The organism is Pseudomonas sp. R38(2017) (genome assembly GCF_002112395.1).
In the GTDB taxonomy this organism is placed as follows: Bacteria; Pseudomonadota; Gammaproteobacteria; order Pseudomonadales; family Pseudomonadaceae; genus Aquipseudomonas.
Window position 1 is genome coordinate 627,440 of the sequence record NZ_NEHN01000002.1, and the last position, 24,290, is coordinate 651,729.

Here is a 24,290-nt window from a genome sequence, read left to right on the forward strand (position 1 = left end):
TTGATGTTTTCACATCCAATAAAACAACAATGCAAGACAATACAAGAAATATATACGACAGAAGTATACGTTGAAGTTGATATACGCTCGTATGGCAGATTCCACACGAGCGTAGAACCCGTTACCAGAACCGTTGCTGAGTCAGCCGGCTCCACCAGTTCAGCAACACGCGATCCACCGAACCGCTGGCCGCCATGCCGATCCGCTCCTGCAGGCTTTTGCGCTCGGCATAGTGCAGGTGGTAGACCTCGGCGTTTTTCGCCCGGTCCGCCAGGTACTCGTCACTGGTCTTGAGTTCGTCCACCAGTTGTTTTTCCAGCGCCGCGAGGCCGAGCCAGACTTCACCGGTGGCGACTTCGTCGATCGCCAGTTGCGGGCGATAACGAGCGACGAAGTTCTTGAACAGCTTATGGGTGATGTCCAGGTCTTCCTGGAACTTTTCCCGGCCCTTCTCGGTGTTTTCGCCAAATACCGTCAGGGTGCGCTTGTATTCGCCAGCGGTGAGTACTTCGAAATCGATGTCATGTTTTTTCAGCAGCCGGTTGACGTTGGGCAACTGCGCAACCACGCCGATGGAACCAAGAATCGCGAATGGCGCACTGATGATCTTCTCGCCGATGCACGCCATCATGTAGCCGCCGCTGGCCGCCACCTTGTCGATGCATACGGTCAACGGCACGCCGGCTTCACGGATACGCGCCAGTTGCGACGACGCCAGACCATAGCTGTGCACCATACCGCCACCGCTTTCAAGACGCAGGACGACTTCGTCCTTCGGTGTGGCCAGGGTCAGCAAGGCAGTGATTTCATGGCGCAGGCTCTCGGTAGCGGAGGCCTTGATGTCGCCATCGAAATCCAGCACGAACACCCGGGGTTTGCTTTCGGGGTGCTTCTTCTGTTTCTTCTCGGATTTGGCCTCGCCCTTGCGCAGGGCCTTGAGCTGCTCCTTGTCGAGCAGGGTCTGCTCCAGGCGTTCACGCAAACCTTTATAGAAATCGTTGAGCTTGCTGACCTGCAACTGGCCTGCGGCTTTACGCCGGCCCTTGCTGCGCAACGCAGCGAAACTGGCCAGCACCACCAGAATGGCGATGACCAGTGTGACGGTCTTGGCCAGGAAACTGGCGTATTCAGTCAAAAACTCCACAGTGACTCCTTCAAACGATGCGCCGTTGAAAAACGCGCGCGGGGATTGGCTCCAGCATACTCATGCACTCGCCCGGCGGCCAGCCGTGAAACCTCTGGAAACAGCCCTGTAACGGGCATTTCAAACAAGCGTATGTTTTTTCATTGACAGCTCTACGCCATCCCCATAACCTCGCCACAACCTTCAACGTACCGGGATGACGCGGACGTGGGCAGCATCTACTTGATTCGACATGGCCAGGCCTCCTTCGGTGCAGACGACTATGACGTCCTGTCGCCGACCGGTGTACGCCAGGCAGAGATCCTCGGCCGCCACCTCGCCGAACTCGGCGTCAGCTTCGACCGTTGTCTGTCCGGTGACCTGCGCCGTCAGCAGCACACGGCCAACAGCGCGCTGGAACAGTTCGCCGCTTTCGGTCTGCCGGTCCCCGCCGTGGAAATCGATTCGGCCTTCAACGAGTTCGACGCCGACGCAGTGATTCGCGCCCTGCTCCCGGCCATGCTGCCCGAAGAACCCGAAGCACTGGAAATCCTGCGCAATGCCGCTCAGAACCGTGGTGAGTTTCAGCGCATCTTCGCCCTGATCATCGAGCGCTGGCTGGCCGGCACCTACGACACACCGGGGCTGGAAAGCTGGCTTGGTTTTGTCGAGCGGGTCCAGGCCGGCCTGAACCGCATACTCGATCAAGCCGATAACACCCAGAAAATCGCGGTCTTCACCTCGGGCGGCACCATCACCGCCCTGCTCCACCTGATTACGCAAATGCCTGCACGCCAGGCCTTTGAGCTGAACTGGCAAATCGTCAACACCTCGCTCAACCAGCTGAAGTACCGCGGTCGCGAGGTGGCTCTGGCTTCCTTCAACAGTCATGCACACCTGCAACTGCTGAAGGCCCCGGAACTCATCACTTTTCGCTGAGTCCGGATTACTGTGACCCTGCTGCAATCAACCAAAAAGGATCGAACCATGACCTCCGTAGCTGATGCCGTAAAAGCAATGCAAGCCAAGTTCAACCCAGCCGCTGCTGCCGGTCTGGATCTGATCTTCGGTTTCAACATCACTGACGAAGACAAGCACTACGCCCTGATCGTCAAAGACGGCACTTGCGACATCCAGGAAGGCGAAAACGCCGACGCCAACTGCACGCTCGTGCTGGACAGCGAAACCCTGAAAGGCATCGTCAGCGGCGAAACCGACGGCATGCAAGCCTTCATGGGCGGCAAGCTGCGCGTTGAAGGCGACATGATGCTGTCGATGAAACTGTCCGAGCTGTTCCCGGCGTAAGACTGCAGCCAGTCTGCAAACAAATCCCGCCCCTGTGGCGGGATTTGTCGTTTCAGGCGTTCGAACCGGCAAACGATGCCGCCAGCAACTCCCGCGTATATGGATGTTTCGCCGAGCCGAACAACTCGTCCGTCTCCCCTCGCTCCACCACCTCGCCATCCTTCATCACGATCAGGTCGTGGGCCAGCGCCCGCACTACTGCCAGGTCATGGCTTATGAACAAATACGTCAGCCCGTGTTCCTGCTGTAACCGACGCAACAGCGCAACGATCTGTTTCTGCACCGTGCGATCCAGTGCCGAAGTGGGTTCGTCCAGCAGAATCAAATCCGGCTTGAGCACCAGCGCCCGAGCGATGGCTATGCGTTGCCGCTGCCCCCCGGAAAACTCGTGGGGATAGCGATGACGTGTCGCCGGGTCGAGTCCTACGTCCCGTAACACATCGATCACGGCCTGCTCGCGCTCCTGCGCGTTCAAGTCACTGTGAACCTGCAAACCTTCGGCGATGATCTGCTCCACGCACAAGCGCGGACTGAGGCTGCCGAACGGGTCCTGAAACACCACTTGCAGGCGCTTGCGCAGCGGCCGCAGTTGTTTGCCGCTCAAATGTTCCAGCGCTTCACCCTCGAAGCGGATACTGCCCTCGGCATCGATCAGGCGCAGGATCGCCTGCCCGAGGGTGGATTTTCCCGAACCGGATTCACCGACGATTCCCAGGGTCCGGCCACGTTGCAGGCTCAGATCAATGCCATTGACCGCGTGCAGCCAAGACTTGCGGCGCAGCCAGCCACCACCGAGCCGGAAGCGCACATTGAGATCGCGCACTTGCAGCAGATCCTCCGCACCGCCCCTTTGCAGCGCCTCGCCGCCGGGTTCGGCGTTGAGCAGTTCGATGCTGTAGGGATGCTGCGGCGCCCGGAATAACTGCTCGCAAGTTGCTTGTTCGACGATCTCGCCGGCGCGCATCACTGCCACCCGCTGGGCGATGGTGCGCACCAGATTCAAGTCATGACTGATGATCAGCAGCGCCATGCCCAGTCGTTGTTGCAGATACTTGAGTAACAGCAGGATCTTGCGTTGCACGGTAACGTCGAGGGCAGTGGTCGGCTCGTCGGCGATCAGCAGCTGCGGCTCGCAGGCCAGCGCCATGGCGATCATCACCCGTTGCCGTTGCCCGCCTGAGAGCTGATGGGGGTAAGCCTTCAAGCGTTCGTGGGGGCGTTGAATGCCCACAAGGTCCAAAAGCTCCAGAATCCGTCTGCGCGCCGCCGCGCCCGCAAGCCCCTTGTGCAATGCAAGGCTTTCGCCCAGTTGCCGCTCGATGCTGTGCAGCGGGTTCAGCGAACTCATCGGTTCCTGAAAGATCATCGCGATCCGGTTGCCGCGCAATTGCCGCAGATAGCGCTCATGCACGCCAAGCAACTCTTCACCCTCATAGCGGATGCTGCCATCAATCTGCGTAATGTTCGGATCAAGCAATTGCAGGATGCTGTGGGCCGTCACCGACTTGCCGGAACCGGACTCGCCCACCAGCGCCAGGCACTCACCCGGGCGGATGTCGAGGTCGATGCCGTGGACCACTTCCTGGCCTTTGAACGCCACGCGCAGGTCGCGTATTTCGATCAGATGTTCACGCATATCAAGTCCTCGGGTCGAAGGCATCACGGCAGGCTTCGCCGATGAACACGAGCAATGAAAGAATCAGCGCAAGCGCAAAGAACGCCGTCAGGCCCAGCCATGGCGCTTGCAGATTGGTCTTGCCCTGACCGATCAACTCACCCAGCGAAGCGCTGCCCGCCGGCATGCCGAAGCCGAGAAAGTCCAGTGCCGACAAGGTCGCAATCGCCCCGGTAAGAATGAACGGCAGGTACGTCAGCGTCGCACTCATGGCGTTGGGCAGAATGTGCCGCACGATCACCTGCGCATTGCCGACACCCAGCGCCCGCGCGGCTTTCACATACTCCAGACCTCGACTGCGCAGGAACTCGGCACGCACCACGTCCACCAGGCTCAGCCAGGAAAACAGCGCCATGATCCCCAGCAGCCACCAGAAATTCGGCTCGACGAACCCGGACAGAATGATCAGCAGATACAGCACCGGCAGCCCCGACCAGACCTCCAGCAAACGCTGCCCGAGCAGATCGACCCAACCGCCGTAATAGCCTTGCAACGCGCCGGCGGCGATGCCGATAAGCGCACTGGTGGCGGTCAGTGCCAAGGCAAACAGCAGCGACACCCGCGTGCCGAAAATCACCCGCGCCAGTACATCCCGCGCCTGATCATCGGTACCCAGCCAGTTCTCGCCAGAGGGCGGGCTCGGTGCCGGTTCCGTGAGGTCGTAATTGACCGTGTCGAAACCGAACGGGATAGGCGCAAACCACATTCGCCCGCCCTGCCCCTTGATCAGCTCGCGCACCTGGGCGCTGCGATAGTCCGGTTGAAATGACAGCTCGCCGCCGAAATCCTGCTCGGTGTAACGCTTGAAGGCCGGGAAATACCATTCACCTTGAAACGTCACCAGCAGCGGTTTGTCGTTGGCGACCAGTTCACCTCCAAGGCTCAATCCGAAGAGTGCGAGAAACAGCCACAATGACCACCAGCCGCGACGATGAGCCTTGAAGCGCGCCCAACGGCGCTGCCCGATGGGAGAAAGTGTCAGCATCAGGCAGCCCTCGCCGTAAAGTCGATACGCGGATCGACCAGCGTGTAGCACAGGTCGCCCAGCAGTTTTATCAAGAGCCCGAACAGGGTGAAGATGAACAGCGAACCGAACACCACCGGGTAATCCCGCGACACCGCCGCTTCGTAGCTCAGGCGTCCGAGGCCGTCGAGGGAGAAGATCACCTCGATCAGCAGCGAGCCGCCGAAAAACACCGTCACCAGTGCCTGGGGCAACCCGGCGACCACCAGCAGCATCGCATTGCGAAACACATGGCCGTACAACACCTGCCGCTCGCTCAGCCCCTTGGCTCGGGCCGTGACCACATACAGCCGCGAGATTTCGTTGAGAAAACTGTTCTTGGTCAGGATCGTCAGGGTCGCGAACCCGCCGATCACCAGCGCACTGACCGGCAATACCAGATGCCAGAAGTAATCCGCCACCTTGCCCCACAGCGTCAGCTCGGCGAAGTTGTCCGAAACCAGACCTCGCACCGGAAACCAGTCCAGCGCGGTGCCGCCGGCAAACACCACGATCAACAGCAGGGCGAACAGAAAACCGGGCATCGCATAACCGATGATGATCGCCGCGCTGCTCCAGACATCGAACGCCGATCCGTTGTGCACAGCCTTGCGAATGCCCAGCGGGATCGACACCAGATAGGTGATCAACGTCGCCCACAGCCCCAGCGACAAGGTCACCGGGAGTTTCCGCCAGATCAGTTCAGTGACCGTCGCACCTCGGAAGAAACTCTTGCCGAAGTCCAGTTGCGCGTAGCTTTTGAGCATCAGCCACAGGCGCTCGCTGGCGGGCTTGTCGAAACCGTACTGGCGCTCGATATCGGCCACCAGTTTCGGGTCCAGGCCACGGCTCGCGCGGGACTCGCCGCCGATGGTTTCGACATGGCTTGCGCCTACCGCCCCGCCGACACCGATTCCCTGCAGACGGGCGATGGCCTGCTCCACGGGACCTCCGGGCGCAGCCTGTACGATCACGAAGTTCACCAGCAGAATCGCCAACAGGGTCGGCACGATCAGCAGCAGGCGCCGCAAGCTATAACCCCACATGGGCGAACTCCTTTTGCTGTTTTTGCGCCTGAGTGGCGGTCAACGCCGTGGAACTGATTTCCCACCAGGTGTCGAGGCCGGCGTCATACAGCGGTGCAATTGCCGGCCGGCCGAAACGGTTCCACCACACAGTGGAAATGCCCGGCGGGTAATAGTTGGGAATCCAGTAGTAGCCCCACTGCAGCACCCGATCCAGCGCACGGGCATGGCGCAAGAGACTTTCACGGCTGTCGGCCTGCACCACGCCTTCGAGCAACGCATCCACCGCCGGATCGCGCAGCACCATATAGTTGTTGGAGCCCGGATCATCGGCACCGTCGGAACCGAAGTAATTGAACATTTCACGGCCCGGCGCCTGACTCACCGGGTAACCGACGACGATCATGTCGTAGTCGCGACTGCGCACGCGGTTGGTGTATTGCGCGGTGTCGACCTGACGGATATCGAAACCGATGCCGATCTGCGCAAGGTTGCGTTTGAACGGCAACAGCAAACGCTCGAAGCCTTTCTGGCCGTTGAGAAAAGTGAATTGCAGCGGCTCGCCGGCAGCGTTGACCAGTTGATCGCCATGGGGTTTCCAGCCGGCGGCCTCCAGCAGTTTCAACGCCTGCAACTGTTGCGCGCGAATGTTGCCGCTACCGTCGGTACGCGGCGCTTCGAATACCTGGCTGAACACTTCATCGGGGATCTTGCCGCGCCAGGGTTCGAGGATCTTCAACTCTTCGGCGTCCGGCAATTGCGTGGCCGACAGCGCGCTATGGGAAAAAAAACTGCGCTGGCGCAGGTACATGCTGCGCATCATCTGCCGGTTGCTCCATTCGAAATCCCAGAGCATGGCAATCGCCTGCCGCACACGGCGATCCTGAAACATCGGTTTCTGCAGGTTGAAGACGAAACCCTGAGTCCCTTGAGCCGCGCCGGGTGCGAGGTGTTCACGCAACAACTTGCCCTGCTCCAGCGCTGCGCCGGCATAACCGATAGTGTAACTGGTGGCGGAGAATTCGCGGTTGTAATCGAAGCCGCCAGCCTTGAGTACTTGTCGCGACACGTCGGTGTCGGCGAAGAACTCCACACTCAACTGATCGAAGTTATAGAGCCCGCGGCTGACCGGCAGATCCTTGCCCCACCAGTCCTGAACCCGCTGGAATTTCACACTGCGACCGGCATCCACCGCACTGACCCTATAAGGGCCGCTGCCGGGCGGAATCTCGAAACCGGCGCCTTCGGCAAAGTCCCGCGTGCGCCACCAGTGCTCGGGCAGCACGGGCAGCACCGCCAGATCCAGCGGCAAGGTGCGGGTTTCGTTATTCTTGAAGACGAAGCGCACCTGGGTTGGCGATTCGACCTGCACCTCGGCGACATCGCGAAACTGCTGTCGGTACTTCAGGCTGCCCTGAGTGGTAAACAGTTCGAAGGTGTAGCGCACGTCCTCGGCGGTGATTGGCGTACTGTCTTCAAAACGCGCCTCTGGATTGAGATAGAAACGTACCCAGCGTCGATCCGCATCCAGCTCCATCCGCTGCGCCACCAGACCGTAGACGCTGTAGGGTTCATCCTTGCTGCGATAAGCCAGCGGCGCATAAAGCCAACCGTCGATTTCCGCGACCCCGGTGCCTTTGTCGATGTAGGGAATCAGGTGATCGAACGGACCGCTTTCCAGCGAAGAACGCCGCAAGCTGCCGCCCTTGGGCGCATCGGGATTGGCGTAGGCCAGGTGCTGAAAGTCCGGGGCGTACTTCGGGGCTTCGCCGTAGACCGTGAGGGCATGCTGAGGCTGAGCAAATATCGCCGGGCTCAGCAGAAGACATACGCCCAGTAAAGTGAGTCTGGAAAACATGGGCAGATCCTTTAACCGCGTGCCTGCCTGATTGTTTTGTGCAACAGGCCGGCATTTTTTATAGGGCCGGTTTTAGAACGATGGGTTACTAAAACCGGCCATGTCTGGTCGTTCTCAGAACTTGTAGTTGAGCCGCGTGTACAGCGTTCGCCCGAACGGGTCGCCGTATTTCGGGTCGTAGCCGCTCTGAAACGTGTAGGTCTGGTTACTGAATGGCGGCTCGCGATCGAACAGGTTTTTCACCCCCAGCGTCACCGCCAGGGTCTTGCGCCAGGTGTAGGTGCCGGCCATGTCCCAGACGTTGTAGGAGCCAACGTAATCGTGGCTCTCGCGGTCCGAGTCGTGATAACCGCTGGTGTAGCGGTTGGTCAGACTCGCGCCAAACGGGCCGTAGTTCCAACTGCCAGTCAGGCTGTGGCGCCAGCGGGCCACTGCGCCGGCCGACGCGAAGTCCCCCCCGCGAAAATCTCCAAGCTTGTCGATGAAATCGCCCTTGAGCTGCTGCTGATACTCATAACGGCTGACATAGGTCCCTTGCAGGCCGATGCCGAAATCACCGAAGGAAGTGCTCGGCAGGCGATAGTCGAAGCTCACGTCGACGCCGTTGGTCTTGATCTTGCCAAGGTTGGCCAAGCCGGTAACGACGTGATCGATGGAGCCGTCAGGCTTGCGGATCAAACGTTCCGGATACAGTTCCGGGTTCTCGAAAACCGCCGATTCGGGGAATTCGGCGATCTGGTTGGCGATGCTGATCCACCAGAAATCCAGCCCGGTGGTCAGGCGATCGAACGGCTGATAAACAAAACCGACGGTGACGTTGCGCGCGGTTTCCGGGCTCAGGTCCGTGTTGCCGCCCGTGGTCCGGTTGAACTGCTGGGCACAGTCGCGGTTGGCAATGCCGCCGTTGCTCGGATTGCCACCGGCACACAGGCGCGGGTCGTTGTAGTTGGCGTTGGTGAAGGTGGTGAAATTCGGGTTATAGAGTTCATACAGCGACGGTGCGCGGAAACCTTCGCTGTACGCGCCGCGTACCACCAGTTCCTTGAACGGCTGGAAACGGAACGAGTATTTCGGGTTGGTCGTGCTTCCGAAATCGCTGTACTTGTCGTGTCGCACGGCGGCGGACAATTCCAGGCTATCGAGTACCGGGACATTGACCTCGGCATATTGCGCCGAGACGCTGCGATCCCCTGACACGCTGCCGTTGGGGTCCACGCCGAGACTCTGCACATCACCGGCAAACGCAGCGAAGTCCTGATGGAAGTCTTCCTTGCGGTATTCGCCGCCCAGCGCCAATGCCGATGGACCGGCGCCGAACCAGTCGCCGATCTCGCGGCTGACACGGCCGTCAATCGCCTTCACCCGACCCACGGCAGTTGCGTAATCGCCGTCCACCGCGTTGGCCGCCAGCAATGCCGAACCGGCAGCCGTCTGCGGCCCGAACGGGTTAATCACGCCATTGGCGATCCCTTGGCTTACGGCGCGGTCGTTCACGTAGCCACTGCGGATCGTGTTGACCACTTTGTTCTGGTTGTACGAAGCGCCAAGGTTGTAATCCCACCCAACCAGCGTGCCGTCGAAACTCAACAGCAGGCGCTGACCGGTGTTGTCGTCTTCGTGACGGCGGGCACCGACCGCAGTTTCGCGCCAGTTCACGTCCACCGGTTGCGTTGAATCAAGGGCAAAACCGCTCGGCCCGGGGGTGATGCCATTGCCCGGATAAAATGCCGTACCAGGATTGACCTGATTACCCATCAGGGTGCCGGGTCCGATCTGTGTGCGGTTTTCATTGCGCGCCCAGAAGTATTCGAGGCTGACGTTGTGATCGTCCGACAGCTTGCCGGTGGCTTTGGCGAAGGCCGAGGTCTTTTCGGTTTCCGGGACCAGATCGAGGTAATTCCACAGACTCTGGCGGCAGATACCGTTACGTGACAGCAGACCCGGTGCATTGCAACCGGAACCGGCCAATGGATTGGTAGCGTTGCTGCCCTGGCTCCAGTTGGCGGGCGACGCCGTGCCGGAGGTGTAATCGAGCCCTCGCCCCGGCTGATAGTTGTAGGTATAGGCACGATCTTCGGCGGCCAGGCGTTGCTGCTTGTCGTAACTCACAACGCCGAAGACGTTGAAGCGATCGTCCTGCAAATCACCGAAGCCCCAACTGCCGCTGAAGTTACGGCTTTCACCGCCGCCGGAATGAGTCGGCGTGTCGTAACTCGTGCTGATCTGACCTTCGGTGAGGCTGGTCTTGGTGATGAAGTTGATCACCCCACCGATGGCATCGGTGCCATACAACGCTGAAGCCCCATCGCGCAGCACTTCGACCCGGTCGATGGCGGCGAACGGGATGGTGTTGAGGTCCACACCGGAGCCATTGATGGCGTTGGTCGCGTTGTTGCTCAAGCGGCGCCCGTTGAGCAGCACCAGCGTCTTGTTCGGGCCAATGCCTCGCAAGTCGGCATAAGACGCCCCGCCACTGCTCGACCCCACCGAACGCCCGGAACCTACGGACGACTGGTTGGCAGAGATCCGGTTGACCAGTTCTTCAGTCGTCGTCACACCTTGCTTCTGCAGTTCCTCCACCCGAAGGATCGTGACCGGTACCGCCGTTTCGGCATCGACCCGGCGGATCGCGGTGCCGGTGACTTCGACCCGTTGCAATTGGGTCGTCGGTTCTGTGGCACTGCTTTCGGCAGCGATGGTCGGCAACGTGTTGATTGCCAGCAGCAAGGCCAGGCTCAAAGGGGATTTAACGGGTGAAAAATGAATCATGAAAAGCCATCCCTGCGTTTTGGTTTATGCAGGGATGTGCGATGGCATGAAGGGATTTATAGGGCGCGGTTTAGACCGTTGGGTGATGAGGTTATGCAAATAGACAAGCCAGCTCATCAGCTCAAAACCATTTCCTTCAGTAACCGGGTATCCAGTCCAAATCGTTCCTGAGAAACCATCCTGAACTGCCCCTCCGCCAGATCGCAGCTCACCAGCAAGTTCCACGAATGCCGGGTTGCCACCGAGGGAATCAGTACAAACGGATGTTCAGCCAGTAAAGCGTCGGCAAACAATCGCTGATTGGGTGACGGCCGTGCAGGGCTGAGCCAGTAAGGGTTCGGCACCTCTTCAGGCTGCACGATTTTTACCTTCGCATTGTTGATGACTTCGAAACACGTCAAAACATAAGGCTCGCGGTCCAGAGCATCGAAACTGCGGTTGGCTGCCACCTCCAGAATGGCCGACGACGGATCGACTGACGCGTAGACGACGCGTCGTCCGGGTATATTCCATCGACCGCCTTTCAGCCTCGATCCGATCCCGCTGTCCCACGTACCTCCGTAAACCTCGCGATCAAGCCGCCATGCATACCAATGTTTGTCCCACGGCAAGGGGTTCATGGGTAAACCCCATAGATCAGTTGCCCCAGATACTGCTCCACCATCTGAAAACCCAATGGATGCAGGGTCAATTCCAGCGGCACGCGACCGTTAAAATAGGTAGAGGGTTTCTGCATCCAGTCCTCCGCCCGTGATTGCCCTCCGAAGGCCCGAATGCCCAACTCCAGCACCAATGCATATTGGTAGGCGATGACACTCTGCTGCGGGTCAAGCCGTACCGGTTTTCCTTCCTTCAGCAGCCGCCGTACCGTTCTGACCGACATACCAGTGATGAGTTTGACCACGTCACCTTGCTGATAAAGCTCAGACGTTGAAAGCATGTCGACGACGTCGTTCAACTCAAAGCCTTCATCCGTGAGGTGAACGATCAGCATGGCGTCATCACCAATGTTCCGGCCATGCACGAGCAATTCGACAGGCTTGCCCACAACCTTCTTCAAGCCCGTCAACCGGGGTACTTTTGCACTGGGCAACACGACGTCCTCCATGGGACATCTGGCACGATCAACGCGCCATTGATGGCAGGTGGAATAAGCAGGCGTTTCGTATTCGAGGTGTGCAGTACGCATGATCCATCCATTATCAGAGGCCTGAACGTCCAGGCCGTGTACGACTTCAATGTCACAGCCGATGCTATAGATCACGCTTCCGACGACCAACCTGAAAAAGTCGTCGGAAATATCCCCGTTTTCACGCAAAACCAGCTTGTTTCCGTAGGACGTTCCCGAGGAAAAGTCTCATCCCCCGAAGTGATAACTCACATCCAGCCACCACTGCCGCCCATACGGGTCGTAGTTGCCGGTGGGGTAATACGGCCAGCCGGCCGAGTCGTCATGTTTGACCTGATTGAGCAGGTTGTTGACGGTCAGTCCGACACTCGCCCGGTCGTTCAAGCGATAGCGCGCACTGGCATTGAACACTGTCCACGGTGACAGACGCCCGTCGCCCGCGCCGTTGGTGACGGAGCCATAACGGATGCCCATCAGGGTCGCCGTGGCCTTCTGGTAATCCCAGGTCAGGCTGGCATTGACCTTGCTGCGCCAGTCGTAGTTGCTGCGCGAAGTGCGCAAGTCCTGGGTCGGAGCTTCGTCCGATTCCTTGTAGAAATGCGATAGCACCAGGGTGTAGCCCAGCGCCGAACTGAACGCACCGTACTGCCCGGCGCCCCAGCGAATGTTGCTCTTGAAGTCCAGACCGCTGACCCGCTCGCTGGCGGCGTTGATCGCATTGACCCGTACTCGCTGCAACTGATTGGGATCGATGGCGGCATTGCCGGGATTACGATCGACGCGTGCCAGAGTGGACTGACAGTTGGCCGAGTTGATGTCCTGAGTGCCGTTGCGGCATTCGTTCTCTTCCTGCAACAGGCGGTTTTCGTCGACGGTGGTCAGCAGGTCATCGATTTCCACGCGCCAGAAGTCGGTGGAGAAGTCGAAGTTGCGCGACGGCGACCAGACAAAGCCGTAGGTCCAGGACTTTCCGCGTTCGGATGCCAGATCCGCCGTGCCGCTCTGGGTGTAATCGACACGCCCGCGATCACAGGCGCCTTCCACGCCCTGGCTGCAACCGTAGTAATCAATCTGCGCCGGGTAGTAGCCGTTGCTGTCGGACTGGTAGATGTAGTTCAGGTCGGGCGCTCGGAAACTGGTGCCGTAGCTGCCGCGCAACAACAGGCTGGTGATCGGCCGCCATTCCAGGCCAAGGTTGTAGGTTTTCTGCTGCTCGGTGCGGCCACTGAACTTGTATTGGTCCCAGCGCCCCGCCGCTGTCGCCAGCACCGTGTCAGTGACTGGAATGCTGAACTCGCCACCCGCCGCGTATCGCTTGCGCGAACCGCCGGAGCTTTGCGCCGGGGTCACGCCATAAAAACTGCCATCGTTGAGGCTGTCGTCCGGATCGATGCGGTATTGCTGTTTGCCTGCTTCCAGTACGCCAGCAAATCCAACCGGGCCGGCCGGCAGGTCAAACAGATCGCCATTGACCGAGGCGTTGTAGCTGGTGGACACCGACTTGCTGCTCTGCGTCAGGTTGCCGCGAAACTGCTCCCATTCCTGTGGCGTCAACGGCCGGTCGAGACGCGAGGCGTCTGGGGAAAATACCGGGTAGCCGCCGCGTGTACCGAGCTGCGGGCCGAGGTAAAAGTCCTGGATCGACGACAGCGGCGTATAGCGTGTGGTGCGCACGCTTTTGTATTCCGAGCGGTTGGCCGCCAAGTCATACCGCCAGCCAGTGTCGGCGATCTTGTCCGACAGCCCGAGGGTTCCTGTCCATGACGTATCGCGCCACTTGCTGTTGTTGCTGGTGCGCCCGCCGATTTCCTCTTCGCCGAAACGCCGATACCAACGTTCCAGATTGCCGCTGTTCTGGTTGATGAAGTCCGGCGACGTGAAGGACGGGCCACGGGTGTTGTTCTGGATGTGATCGAGGCCATACATCAGATCGGCGAACACCTGACCGCTGTCGCTGAAATGCCAGGTGCCGCGGGTGTAGCCGTCGTAGTTTTCCTTTTGCGTCTGGATCGTCCAGTAATCGTTGTACATCTGGTCGGTGCGGCAGCGCCCGCCGCTGTTGAACAACTTGTTGTCGAACGTGCCTTGGTAGGCGCCGCAGCCCGGTCCCAGATAACGGTTGTTGCTCAGGTCGCGACGGTAACCGACATCTGCCAGCGGCCCGCTCTGCATGAAACCTCGGTCATCAGCCCAGATCGGATCACGATTGGTCAGCTCAAGTCCGAACAAACCATCGAAGTCGCCCCAACTGCCGCCGCCGCTGATCTGCAAGCGTTGGTTGTCACCGCCGCCGCGCTCGCTGGTGCCGCCCTTGAGGTTGACGTCGACGCCATTCATTTTGTCCTTGAGGATGATGTTCACCACCCCGGCAATCGCATCCGAACCGTAGATCGCCGAGGCGCCGCTGCTGAGGATTTCGATGCGGTCGATGATCGCCGACGGAATGTTCGCAAGGTTGGTGAAGTTGACCTTGCCGTCGTACGGCGTCGGGTAATCGGCGACCCGCCGGCCATTGATCAGCACCAGCGTGTGGTTGGGGCCAAGTCCGCGCAGGTTGAGGGCGCTGGCGGCCGGCTGCCAGGTGTTGCCGTAGTCTTCGCCCTGGGTCATGCCGGTGTTCTGGGTTTGCGTGGCGAGCGCGTCATAGACGTTCTTGTAGCCCCGCGCTTCCATTTCTTCGTGGGTGATGACGTTGACCGGTGTCGCCCCATCGGACTGGGCGCGGGCGATGCGCGAGCCGGTGACCGTGACCTTTTCCATGCGGTAATCGGCACTGTTGGCGGGCACCACGACGGCGGCCTTGACCGGTGCGGCGCCTGGCGCATCGGCCTGGCGAATGCTCAACCCTTGAGTGCCCTGATCGACTTGCAGACCGCTGCCGAGCAACGCCTTCTCCACCGCCTGCCGGCCACCCAACGCACCGCGCACCGCATTGCTGCGCTTGCCCTGGACCAGATTCTGGCTGAAGGAAATCGGTACGCCGGTCTGCCGCGAAATGTCCAACAGCACCTCATCGAGTGGACCCGCAGCAATGTCGAAGGTGAAGACCTGAGCCGCCGTGTCTTGCGCCAGAACGGCCGAAGGAACGATGCCCATCGCCAGCGCGGCGGCCAGCGTCAGGCGGGTTGATTGTTGTTTGAATGAGAACATCGAGGGGCTTCCCTGTTGAAGGCGTCTGCAGGGAATGAGCAGCGGGCCGGCGCTTTTTATAGGGTCGCGGATAGACCAGGAAGTTATGGTTTTATAACCGTGCTTCGATGCTCACCCAGTAGGAGTTGTGCCAGGTCACGCGAATCGGCAGCGAGCGTTCGAGCAACTGCAATGTTCGGTCACTGTCGTCCAGCGGATAGAGGCCGCTGAGGCGCAGACCGGCGACGTCGGGGCTCAGGTACAGAATCCCGCGACGGTAACTGCGCAGGCTGTCGATGACTTCGCTCAAGGGGCGGTCGCGCACTTCGAGTCGCCCTTGTACCCAGGCGCTTTCCTGTCCTTTGCTGCGTTCCAGAGCGAGGATTTCCCGTTCGTTGAACAGCAGACTTTCGCCCGCCCCCACCACTTGCCGCGCGCCGCTGGCAGTGACCACTTCGACTTGCGAGTGCAGCATCACCAGCCGCGTCGAATCTTCACCACGCTGCACCAGGAATTTCGTACCGAGGGCGCGCATCCGCCCGTGTTCGGTTTCGACCACAAACGGCCGGGCCGGATTTCTCGCCACATCGATCAGCAGTTCACCGCTGCGCAAGGCCAGCAGACGCTCTGCACTGTCGAATCGCGGCACCACGCGGCTGCGGGCGTTCAGCGTCAGGGTGCTGCCATCCTCCAAGGCGAATTCACGTCGCTCGCCTGTTCCGGTCGACAACTCGCCGGCCTCGGGCAACCAGCCAAAACGTCGCCCGAGCAACCCGGCCAGCACCGCGAGGCCGAGCACGCTCAGGCTGCCGCTGATGAATCGGCGGCGACTGCTGGAAGGCGCATTCAGGCTGTGCAGCACACTCTCACGGGGCAAGCCGCGCAGATTCGAATGATGCAACAGACTCAGCCCGCCGCCCATCTGCTCGATGATCTGCTGATGCCGTGGATCCGCCGCACGCCAGGCGTCGAAAGCTGCGCGCTCCTGTAGGCTGACATCCCCCGATTGCAACAGCGCCATCCATTGAGCTGCTTCGTCGATCAGCGTTTCGTCCGGTCTCATACCTGCATCGCCTGATAGCAACGTTTGAAGGCTTCGACCATGTACTGCTGCACGCGACTGGTGGAGACGCCAAGGCGTTCGCCGATTTCGCTATAGGTCAGGCCATCGAGCTGGTGATAGAGAAACGCAGCCTTGGCCTTGGCCGACAGACCGCTGAGCAAGCGATCCACCGCCAGCAACGTTTCGATCACCAACGCCCGTTCTTCGGGTGACGGATGCACCGGCTCTGGCGCCAGGGCCAGGCTTTGCAGATAGGCGCGCTCGAGATCCTGTCGGCGCCAGCCTTCATAGACCAACCGCCGCGCTATCGTAGTCAACAGCGCGCGGGGTTCGCGAATCGCCAGCGGGTCAGGCAATGCCAGCACCCGCAGAAAGGTTTCCGAAGCAATGTCCTGTGCGCTGTGCGGGCAGCCGAGGGTACGGCTGACTGCGGAGCATAACCATCGGTAGTCCTTTTGGAACATTTGCCCGATGACCTGGTAATGCGGGTTGTGACTCCCCATGCCTTACTCCCTGAAAACGGGCTCCACCCGCTGCGAAAATCCATGGATACGCCGGGATCGTCCGGCGTTGATCAGGGCTGCGACTGTGCAATAGCGTCGCGGACATTTGAAGTAATAAAAAAACAGGAGATGCAAACCATTGAGCATAAGACGCTTTGTCGCCACGGCAACATTGGCTGACACAACGTTGATCTCGATCAGTGGCGCCGGCCACGCCAGTCTCTAACCTTGCGCCTCCATCGATAGCCACGGACGGCTCACCGAGAGCCTGCGGCTGACCCTTCAAGGAAGAGCAATCATGCGATCACTCAACATCATTCTTTTGTCGTCGGCGTTCAACGGTCTGACTCAACGTGCCTGGCTGGACCTGCGTCAAGCGGGTCATTCGCCCAGCGTCGTATTGTTCACCGACGAAACCGCCGTCTGCGAACAGATCGAAAACAGCGGCGCCGACCTGGTGATCTGCCCGTTCCTCAAGGATCGTGTTCCCCATGCGCTGTGGAGCAATCCGCAACGTCCTGTGGTGATCATTCACCCCGGCATCGTCGGTGATCGCGGCGCCAGCGCGCTGGACTGGGCGATCATGCGTGAACTGCCGTCCTGGGGCGTGACCGCCCTGCAAGCGGTGGAAGAAATGGATGCCGGCCCGGTCTGGGCCACCTGCGAATTCAACCTGCCGACGGGCCTGCGCAAATCCGAGCTGTACAACGGCCGGGTCAGCGACGCGGCGATCCGTTGCATCCGCGAAGTGGTGGAGAAATTCATCGACGGCTTCGTCCCGGTGCCCCTGGACTACACCGATCCCAAGGTTCGCGGCTGCCTGCAACCGAACATGAAACAGGACGATCGCACCTTCAGCTGGCACGACTGCTCGCGATTCATCAAACGCTGCATAGACGCGGCGGACGGCCAGCCTGGCGTGCTCGCCAGTCTCGCCGGCGGTCAGTATTACGTCTACGACGCGCACCTCGATCAGCGCACCGGCATCCCCGGCGAGATCCTCGCGGTACACGACGATGCGGTGCTGGTGGCCACCGGTGATCACAGCCTGTGGATCGGCTCGCTGCGACGCAAACCGCAACCGGGTGAAGAAACCTTCAAGCGTCCGGCGCGGCATGTGCTGGCCGGACAACTGGCGAACGTGCCGGTGCTGGACTGGTCGATCGCCAACGCGCCGTTCAGCGATGAGGCATATCAGCCGATCCGCTATCGTGAGTCCGGGCAGGTCGGTGAGCTGACGCTGGAGTTCTACAACGGCGCCATGAGCACCGAGCAGTGCCAACGCATGGTCGAAGCCCTGCGCTGGGCCAAATCCCGCGACACTCAAGTGCTGTTGATCAAGGGTGGACGCGGCAGTTTCTCCAACGGTGTGCACCTGAACGTGATTCAAGCCGCCGAAGATCCGGGCGCCGAAGCCTGGGCCAATATCCAGGCCATCGATGATGTCTGCGCAGAATTGCTCAGTGCGCGGCAACTGGTGGTCAGCGGCGTTACCGGTAATGCCGGCGCCGGCGGTGTGATGCTCGCCCTGGCGGCTGACATCGTGTTCGCCCGCGCCGATATCGTGCTCAACCCGCATTACAAAAGCATGGGCCTGTACGGCTCGGAATACTGGACCTACAGCCTGCCCCGCGCCGTCGGCCCCGCCATGGCCGAACAACTGACTCAGGCCTGCCTGCCGGTCAGCGCCACTCAGGCATTGCAACTGGGCATGGTTCAGGAAATCGGCCCGCGCTGCCCGGACGAGTTTGGTTTGTGGCTGCTGCAACGAGCCAATTCGGTGCTGACCGATCCGACGTATGCGCCGGTGCGTAAACGCAAGCTGCAGGTTGATCATGAGCTGATCCGCCAATGTCGCGAAACCGAGTTGCAAGAGATGCAGGAAGACATGCTGTACAACCGCAATCAGTTCTCCGAGAAGTGCCGGAATTTTGTTTACAAGCGCAAGACGTGCTGCACGCCGGCGCGGTTGGTGGAGGATTGGGCGCGGATGCGTGAGGCAGAGTTGGCCGGTTGAGTCCCGATGCAAGCTCGCGATTGCACGATGACGCGATCGCGAGCCTGCGCCTACAATGCCGGCACCTCAACCGCCGGCCCGCCCATGGACATCGACCTCGCCCGCACCTTTCTGGAAATCGTCCGCCACGGCAGCCTCGCTGCGGCGGCCGAGAAGCTGTTCGTCACCCAGACCGCCATCACCGCCCGGGTGCAAAAGCTCGAAAGCCAGTTGGGCAGCACGCTGTTCGTGCGCAATCGCGCCGGTGCGCGCCTGACTGCCAATGGCGAGGCCTTCGTGGTCTACGCCAATCAACTGGTGCAGACCTGGGAAGCCGCCCGCCGCGACCTGCCGCTGCCCGAAGGCTACGACAACGTGCTGCACATCGGTGGCGAGGTCAGCCTGTGCAACCCCCTGATGCTCAGTTGGGCCGCCGAACTGCGCGAGAAAATCCCCAGCCATGCCCTGCGCATGGACATCCGCGACGGCGAGAACCTGCTGCGTCAGCTCGAACTCGGCGTACTTGATGCCGCGCTCGTCTACCAACCGGAATACTGGCCGGGGTTGCAGGTCGAACAAGTGCTGGAAGAGAAACTCATTCTGGTCCGAACGCCCAACCGCCCCACTCCTTACGTGTACATCGATTGGGGCACCGACTTCCGCCGGCAGCACGACGCCGCGCTGCCGGAAAAGGCCAAGGCAGCCCTGAGCTTCAACCTCGGCCCGCTGGCCTTGCAATACATTCTGGAAAACGGCGGCAGCGGCTACTTCCGCACCCGCGTCGTTCGCACCTATCTGGAAAGCGGCGCGCTGGAAGTCGTCACCAAAGCCCCGGAATTCGGTTATCCGACCTATCTCGTCTATTCCCGCGACCGCGATTCGGCAACCTTGCAACAGGCGTTCGATCTGCTGCGCGAAGTGATCAAGGCCGATGATGACTGGTCGCAGCGCTGGAACCCGTTGAGCTGACGACCGCTATGCACCGGAGCATGGCAGTTGTGACCTCAAGGTAGACCCTGCACAAACGGCGGGATCGGCTAATCTGCCGGGATAACAACAATCTCCGCAGGTGACCGCAGTGAGGCAGACCACCGAGGCTTTTCGCAGCCGCTATCGCGCGGCGATTCATCCTCTGTACAACCCGTGGCTGCACGGCGTCTTCGTGCTGCTGTTCGGCGTGCTGGCGATCGGCGCGTTCTGGAGCAGCGCGCATCAGGTGCGTCCACTGGAATGGCTGGCCGTGCCGCTGACCCTGCTGTTCTTCAACTTCGGCGTGTACGTGGTACACCGCCACCTCGGGCATCACAAGAAAGCCTTCGCCAAGATGTTTTACGCCCGCCATGCCGGCGACCATCACAGCTTCTTCACCCCCGGCCACATGACTTGGGACAGCGCCCGCGACTGGCGGGTGATCCTGTTTCCGGCGTGGCTGATCGTGGTGCACACACTGGTGATCACCCTGCCCCTGTGGTGGCTGTTCTCACAGGTCAACGCCAACGTCGCCGGACTGTTCGGCGGCAGCATGGTGCTGGGTTACCTGGCCTATGAAGTGTTTCACGCCTGCGAGCACTTGCCGGCGCAAAACCCGCTGAGCCGCCTGCCGTGGATCCGCCAGATGCGCCGCCTGCACGAGTTGCATCATCGGCGCGAGCGCATGCAGGAGCGCAATTTCAACATTGTCCTGCCGTTGATGGATTACCTGTTCGGCACCCTCTACTGGGAACCGGAACCCGCCCCTCTGACCGATTCGAGAACGTCCATGACCCGCATGCAGCATCCGATCGACATCGCCGGCGAGCCGATTGCCGTGCTCGCCTACGCCGCCACCGTCAGCCGCTGGCCGGAATGGCATCCGTCTTCGCTGAAAATCGACGGCCCTGCCGGCCCGTTGCATGCCGGTGCGCGTTTCGAGGAAGACATTCATGCCGGTGGCCGCGAAGGGCATTTGAGCTGGGAAGTCACCGAATACCTGCCGGGTCGGCGCTGGTGTGCCCGGGCCCAGGGCGATCATGGGCTGTCGTTGCATTTGACTTACGAATGCTCGGCCGCAGGGGAAGGAACGGCCTTCGTGCGCACTCTCGATTACCGCTTCGAAAGTCTGGGCATGCGCATCGCCAATCAGTTGCTGCTCAAGCGCCGCATCGAACGTGAATCGGCGGCCTCGATGCTGGCCCTGCGCGACAGGGCGACCCGGCATCTGGCACTCGCGGGAGCTCACGTGTGAAATTGCGCCATTTGATTTTGCTGCTGATCGTCGTGATTCTGGCCTTTCTGCTGCTGATGCCGACCAAGGTCGAACCGGTGGCGTGGACACCGCAACCGGCACCGCCGCTGACCGAAGGCATCTATGCCGAAAATCAGCGTCTGAAAAGCGCAGCACAGGTCGGTCCCAGCGACATTGAAGGCCCGGAAGCCCTGCTGCTGGAGGACGGCGCATTGATTACCGGGCTGCACGATGGGCGCCTGATCCGTACCAGCCTCGACGGTCAGCAACGCAAAGTGCTGGCCGATACCGGCGGCCGGCCGTTGGGACTGGCGCGGCATCCGAATGGCTTGCTGGTGATCGCCGACGGGGTCAAGGGTTTGCTGTCCCTCGATGCTCAGGGCCGACTGACCGCGCTGACCACCGAAGCCAATGGCCTGAAGTTCGGTTTTACAGATGACGTGGCCATCGACAAGTCCGGGCATTACGCCTACTTCAGCGATGCCTCCAGTCGCTGGGGTTACGGCCATGACGGCGAAGCGATCATCGAGCACGGCGGTGACGGGCGTCTGCTGCGCTATGACTTCCAGACCGGCAAGACCAGCGTCCTGCTCGACAAGCTTGAGTTCGCCAACGGCGTGACCCTCGGCCCGGATGACGCCTATGTGCTGGTCAACGAAACCGGTGCCTACCGCATCAGCCGCTACTGGCTGACCGGGCCGAAGGCCGGCACCCATGACCTGTTCATCGACAACCTGCCCGGCCTGCCCGACAACCTCGCGTTCAATGGTCGGGATCGTTTCTGGGTGGCGCTGTACACGCCGCGCAATCCGCTGCTGGATCGCACCGCCGGGCATCCGTTCGTGCGCAAGATGCTCGTGCGGGCGATGACCGTCCTGCCCAAACCGCTGGAAAAACGCGGGTTTGTGCTGGGACTGGATCTGGACGGCAAGGTGATTGCCAATCTGCAGGATGCCAGCGCCGGCAATTACTCGCCGATCACCACGGCGCGCGAGTATGGCGACTGGTTGTATTTCGGTTCACTGAAGGCCACGCACATGGTGCGGATGCCGCTGGATGCAGCCTTGAAATGAAGGCCTGAAATTCGTATTGAATCGGCGGGCGCCATCGCTGCGATGCGGCGGGCCGACGAGCCAGCGATGGCGGACGGTCAGTTGTTGGATCGATCAAATTTTTCCGGGTCCTCATCTTCCGGCACATCCGCAATCTTGCGTTCCTCCTCAGGATGGCGGACGGTATGTGCCGGACTGTTGGGCTCGGGATGCGTGGGAACCGGGTCGAATGCACCCTGCTCCTCACTGGGGAATTTGGGATTCATAAGGCACCTCGCAAAGAGTCGCTAAGTGAAGACTCTGTACATTCGAGGTGCCGTCGTGGCTGTCGTTCCAGTCGTGCACCATCGAAGATCAATGGCGCGACTGACGGTCAGGTTCGCGCCTGCAACTGCTCGACGATCTTGTCTTTGACCTGCAAACGTTTCTCTTTGAGTTTCTTCAACGTGTCATCGCTGGGCGCATCCGAGGTCGCCGTCTCGGCCTTGACGACTTCGGCGTCCGCCTGAGAATACTTGTTGATCAGTGCATCCAGATGTGGATCCGCGGTGCGTCGTTGCTGGATCTCTTCCTTTGTAAGTTTCAAGTCCTGTAACAGATCATGAGTCACCGGCATGGAACACCTCCGTCAGTTGATCGGCAGCCAACGCGACCGATTGCGCTGGCCAGTTATCAGAATGGCCTCGGTTGACCGGTTCTGTCGACCACCTGTCAGACCAGCGGTGCCCGTTCGTCGCCCTTTCGCAAATGCAATAAAACCTTCGCCCGCCGGCGCATCTCCATTGAGTACCCCCCAAAATACCTGTGTGGAGAAACACCAATGGACGGATTCAATCTGCGTCATCTTTTTCTGGCCGTGGTTTTGAGCACCGGCATGGGCCCGGCCTTTGCCGCCACCGACAATGACTTCGTCGATAACGCGGCTGCCGGCGGCATCGCTGAAATCGAAACCAGTCGCCTGGCGCTCGAGAAAAGCCAATCGGCCGACATCAAGGCCTTCGCCAACATGATGATCACCGACCATGGCAAGGCCAACGATGAATTGGCCACAATCGCCCAGGCCCACGACATCAAGGTCCCGGACTCCACGACGCTGGTCAAACAAGCCAAGGAAAAGATCCTCGACATGCGCGATGAGTCCTTCGATGCCGCCTACGCCAACAATCAGGTCAAGGCCCACGAAGAAGCCATCAAACTGTTCGAGAAACAGGCGAACACCGTGACCGACGACCAGGTCAAGGGCGCCGCAGAACTCAAGGGTTTTGCCCAGAAAATGCTGCCCGGCCTGGAAAAACACCTGGCCGCCGCCAAGGAACTGCAAGCCAAACACCCAAGCAAATAAACGCCAACCGCGCAAAAGGGCCGCATCCAGAGGATGCGCCCTTTCATTTCTGCCCCCCCGAAACCCGCCAAAAAACCTCCGCCGCCACCCATGCCGACTAGAGTTACCGGAACGCTCCTTGCGGAAGGTCAAAAATATCCGCGCAGGAACGAACAACTATTTCATACGGCAAATGTCATTCATTTCGCGCCGGTCGTTTTCCTGCAAACCGGCCCCTCATTCGCGACGGAGCAACAGGCACATGGCAGCACTGCAGAACAGCACACTTGGTGCGATGAAAAACAAACAGGCACAACTGCTGGATGAATGGACTCGAGGGCTGGTCGACAGCGGTGCCACCCGCAACCTCAAAGACCACGACGTGCAGCAACAGACCAGCGAATTCCTGCAACTGGTGGTCACGGGGCTGGAAAACGACAGCGGTACCAACATTGCCGCACCGGGTTGGGAGGCTACCCGCCAGTTCCTCGAAAAGCTCTCCTACAGCCGCGCCCTGCTTGGTCAGGACTCGCAACAAACCGCCAGTTTCATTTTCTCGCTCAAACGCCCGCTGTTTGCCTTGTTGCAAAACCATTACCAGGATCAACCCGCCCTGCTCGCCGAACAGCTCTGGGAAATCTCCGAACTGCTCGATGCCTTCGGCATGCACACCATCCGCACCTTCCAGAAGTCCCGTGAAGCGGTGATCAAGCGTCAGCAGGAAGAACTGCTGGAGCTGTCCACACCGGTGGTCAAACTCTGGGACGGCGTCCTCGCGCTGCCGATGATCGGCACCCTCGATTCGCAACGCACCCAGGTCGTGATGGAATCGCTACTGCAACGCATCGTCGACACCGGCTCGGAAATAGCCATCATCGACATTACCGGCGTGCCGACCGTCGATACTCTCGTCGCCCAGCACCTGCTCAAGACCGTCACCGCGATCCGCCTGATGGGCGCCGATTGCATCATCAGCGGCGTGCGTCCGCAGATTGCCCAGACCATCGTGCACCTTGGCCTCGACCTGCAAGGCGTGGTGACCAAGGCCAACCTGGCCGATGCGTTGAAACTGGCCCTGACCCGCCTGGGCATCACTCTCGCCAAGACGGTTTAAG

21 protein-coding genes are annotated in these 24,290 nt (G+C 60.4%); 8 read left to right on the forward strand and 13 right to left on the reverse strand.

Features of this window, described 5'->3' with window-relative positions; translation table 11 throughout:
- Positions 1-121 precede the first annotated feature (121 nt).
- On the reverse strand, positions 122-1,144 hold the full coding sequence (sohB, locus tag CAF87_RS06440; RefSeq protein ID WP_085730745.1) for a protease SohB: 1,023 nt from the start codon (positions 1,142-1,144) through the stop codon (positions 122-124).
- 207 nt (positions 1,145-1,351) lie between these two features.
- Here sohB and CAF87_RS06445 point away from each other — a divergent pair, with 207 nt between their 5' ends.
- Positions 1,352-2,062: a histidine phosphatase family protein gene (locus CAF87_RS06445; protein ID WP_085730744.1), complete on the forward strand. Its 711-nt coding sequence runs from the start codon at positions 1,352-1,354 to the stop codon at positions 2,060-2,062.
- 48 nt (positions 2,063-2,110) lie between these two features.
- Positions 2,111-2,428, forward strand: a complete 318-nt coding sequence (locus CAF87_RS06450) for an SCP2 sterol-binding domain-containing protein (protein WP_085730743.1) — start codon at positions 2,111-2,113, stop codon at positions 2,426-2,428.
- Positions 2,429-2,480: 52 nt separating this feature from the next.
- Here the strand turns inward: CAF87_RS06450 and CAF87_RS06455 are convergent, their stop codons facing one another.
- From CAF87_RS06455 to CAF87_RS06500, 10 genes are all read right to left on the reverse strand, one after another.
- Entirely contained in the window at positions 2,481-4,064 is a 1,584-nt protein-coding gene (locus CAF87_RS06455; RefSeq protein ID WP_085730742.1) for an ABC transporter ATP-binding protein, read from the reverse strand.
- Between the two features lies 1 nt (position 4,065).
- The gene (locus tag CAF87_RS06460; protein ID WP_085730741.1) at positions 4,066-5,088 is read right to left on the reverse strand and encodes an ABC transporter permease; all 1,023 of its coding nucleotides are present in this window, start codon (positions 5,086-5,088) and stop codon (positions 4,066-4,068) included.
- Positions 5,088-6,152, reverse strand: a complete 1,065-nt coding sequence (locus CAF87_RS06465; RefSeq protein ID WP_085730740.1) for a microcin C ABC transporter permease YejB — start codon at positions 6,150-6,152, stop codon at positions 5,088-5,090. Before CAF87_RS06465 ends, CAF87_RS06460 begins: the two co-directional genes overlap by 1 nt.
- On the reverse strand, positions 6,139-7,989 hold the full coding sequence (locus CAF87_RS06470; protein WP_085730739.1) for an extracellular solute-binding protein: 1,851 nt from the start codon (positions 7,987-7,989) through the stop codon (positions 6,139-6,141). The genes CAF87_RS06465 and CAF87_RS06470 overlap by 14 nt, the downstream gene beginning before the upstream one ends.
- Positions 7,990-8,103: 114 nt before the next feature.
- On the reverse strand, positions 8,104-10,758 hold the full coding sequence (locus CAF87_RS06475; protein ID WP_085730738.1) for a TonB-dependent receptor: 2,655 nt from the start codon (positions 10,756-10,758) through the stop codon (positions 8,104-8,106).
- A 116-nt stretch (positions 10,759-10,874) separates the two neighbouring features.
- Entirely contained in the window at positions 10,875-11,378 is a 504-nt protein-coding gene (locus tag CAF87_RS06480; protein ID WP_085730737.1) for an RES family NAD+ phosphorylase, read from the reverse strand.
- A complete protein-coding gene (locus CAF87_RS06485) occupies positions 11,375-11,866 on the reverse strand; it encodes an antitoxin Xre/MbcA/ParS toxin-binding domain-containing protein (protein ID WP_085731252.1) in 492 nt (163 codons plus the stop codon). The genes CAF87_RS06480 and CAF87_RS06485 overlap by 4 nt, the downstream gene beginning before the upstream one ends.
- Before the next feature lie 249 nt (positions 11,867-12,115).
- Positions 12,116-15,037, reverse strand: coding sequence for a TonB-dependent receptor (locus tag CAF87_RS06490; RefSeq protein ID WP_085730736.1), 2,922 nt, complete (start codon positions 15,035-15,037; stop codon positions 12,116-12,118).
- Positions 15,038-15,128: 91 nt separating this feature from the next.
- On the reverse strand, positions 15,129-16,079 hold the full coding sequence (locus tag CAF87_RS06495) for a FecR domain-containing protein (protein WP_085730735.1): 951 nt from the start codon (positions 16,077-16,079) through the stop codon (positions 15,129-15,131).
- Positions 16,076-16,582: a sigma-70 family RNA polymerase sigma factor gene (locus CAF87_RS06500; protein WP_085730734.1), complete on the reverse strand. Its 507-nt coding sequence runs from the start codon at positions 16,580-16,582 to the stop codon at positions 16,076-16,078. Before CAF87_RS06500 ends, CAF87_RS06495 begins: the two co-directional genes overlap by 4 nt.
- A 298-nt stretch (positions 16,583-16,880) precedes the next feature.
- On the opposite strand from CAF87_RS06500, the gene CAF87_RS06505 reads away from it, so the two are divergent.
- From CAF87_RS06505 to CAF87_RS06520, 4 genes are all read left to right on the forward strand, one after another.
- Positions 16,881-18,599 carry a hydrogenase maturation protein gene (locus tag CAF87_RS06505; RefSeq protein WP_085730733.1) on the forward strand — a complete coding sequence of 573 codons (1,719 nt, stop codon included), beginning with the start codon at positions 16,881-16,883 and terminating at the stop codon, positions 18,597-18,599.
- A gap of 84 nt (positions 18,600-18,683) precedes the next feature.
- Positions 18,684-19,547 carry a LysR family transcriptional regulator gene (locus CAF87_RS06510; RefSeq protein WP_085731251.1) on the forward strand — a complete coding sequence of 288 codons (864 nt, stop codon included), beginning with the start codon at positions 18,684-18,686 and terminating at the stop codon, positions 19,545-19,547.
- 109 nt (positions 19,548-19,656) lie between these two features.
- On the forward strand, positions 19,657-20,802 hold the full coding sequence (locus CAF87_RS06515) for an SRPBCC family protein (RefSeq protein WP_085730732.1): 1,146 nt from the start codon (positions 19,657-19,659) through the stop codon (positions 20,800-20,802).
- Between the two features lie 56 nt (positions 20,803-20,858).
- Complete coding sequence (locus CAF87_RS06520) at positions 20,859-21,875, forward strand: SMP-30/gluconolactonase/LRE family protein (RefSeq protein ID WP_371850978.1); 1,017 nt, start codon at positions 20,859-20,861, stop codon at positions 21,873-21,875.
- A 77-nt stretch (positions 21,876-21,952) separates the two neighbouring features.
- Here the strand turns inward: CAF87_RS06520 and CAF87_RS29235 are convergent, their stop codons facing one another.
- Both CAF87_RS29235 and CAF87_RS06525 read right to left on the reverse strand, forming a co-directional pair.
- Positions 21,953-22,120: a hypothetical protein gene (locus CAF87_RS29235; protein WP_170929561.1), complete on the reverse strand. Its 168-nt coding sequence runs from the start codon at positions 22,118-22,120 to the stop codon at positions 21,953-21,955.
- 107 nt (positions 22,121-22,227) lie between these two features.
- Positions 22,228-22,470 carry a YdcH family protein gene (locus tag CAF87_RS06525; protein ID WP_007959466.1) on the reverse strand — a complete coding sequence of 81 codons (243 nt, stop codon included), beginning with the start codon at positions 22,468-22,470 and terminating at the stop codon, positions 22,228-22,230.
- Between the two features lie 204 nt (positions 22,471-22,674).
- Here CAF87_RS06525 and CAF87_RS06530 point away from each other — a divergent pair, with 204 nt between their 5' ends.
- Complete coding sequence (locus tag CAF87_RS06530) at positions 22,675-23,196, forward strand: DUF4142 domain-containing protein (protein WP_085730730.1); 522 nt, start codon at positions 22,675-22,677, stop codon at positions 23,194-23,196.
- A 241-nt stretch (positions 23,197-23,437) separates the two neighbouring features.
- Positions 23,438-24,289 (forward strand): STAS domain-containing protein, encoded by an 852-nt coding sequence (locus tag CAF87_RS06535; protein WP_085730729.1) that lies wholly within the window; start codon positions 23,438-23,440, stop codon positions 24,287-24,289.
- Position 24,290: the final 1 nt, after the last annotated feature.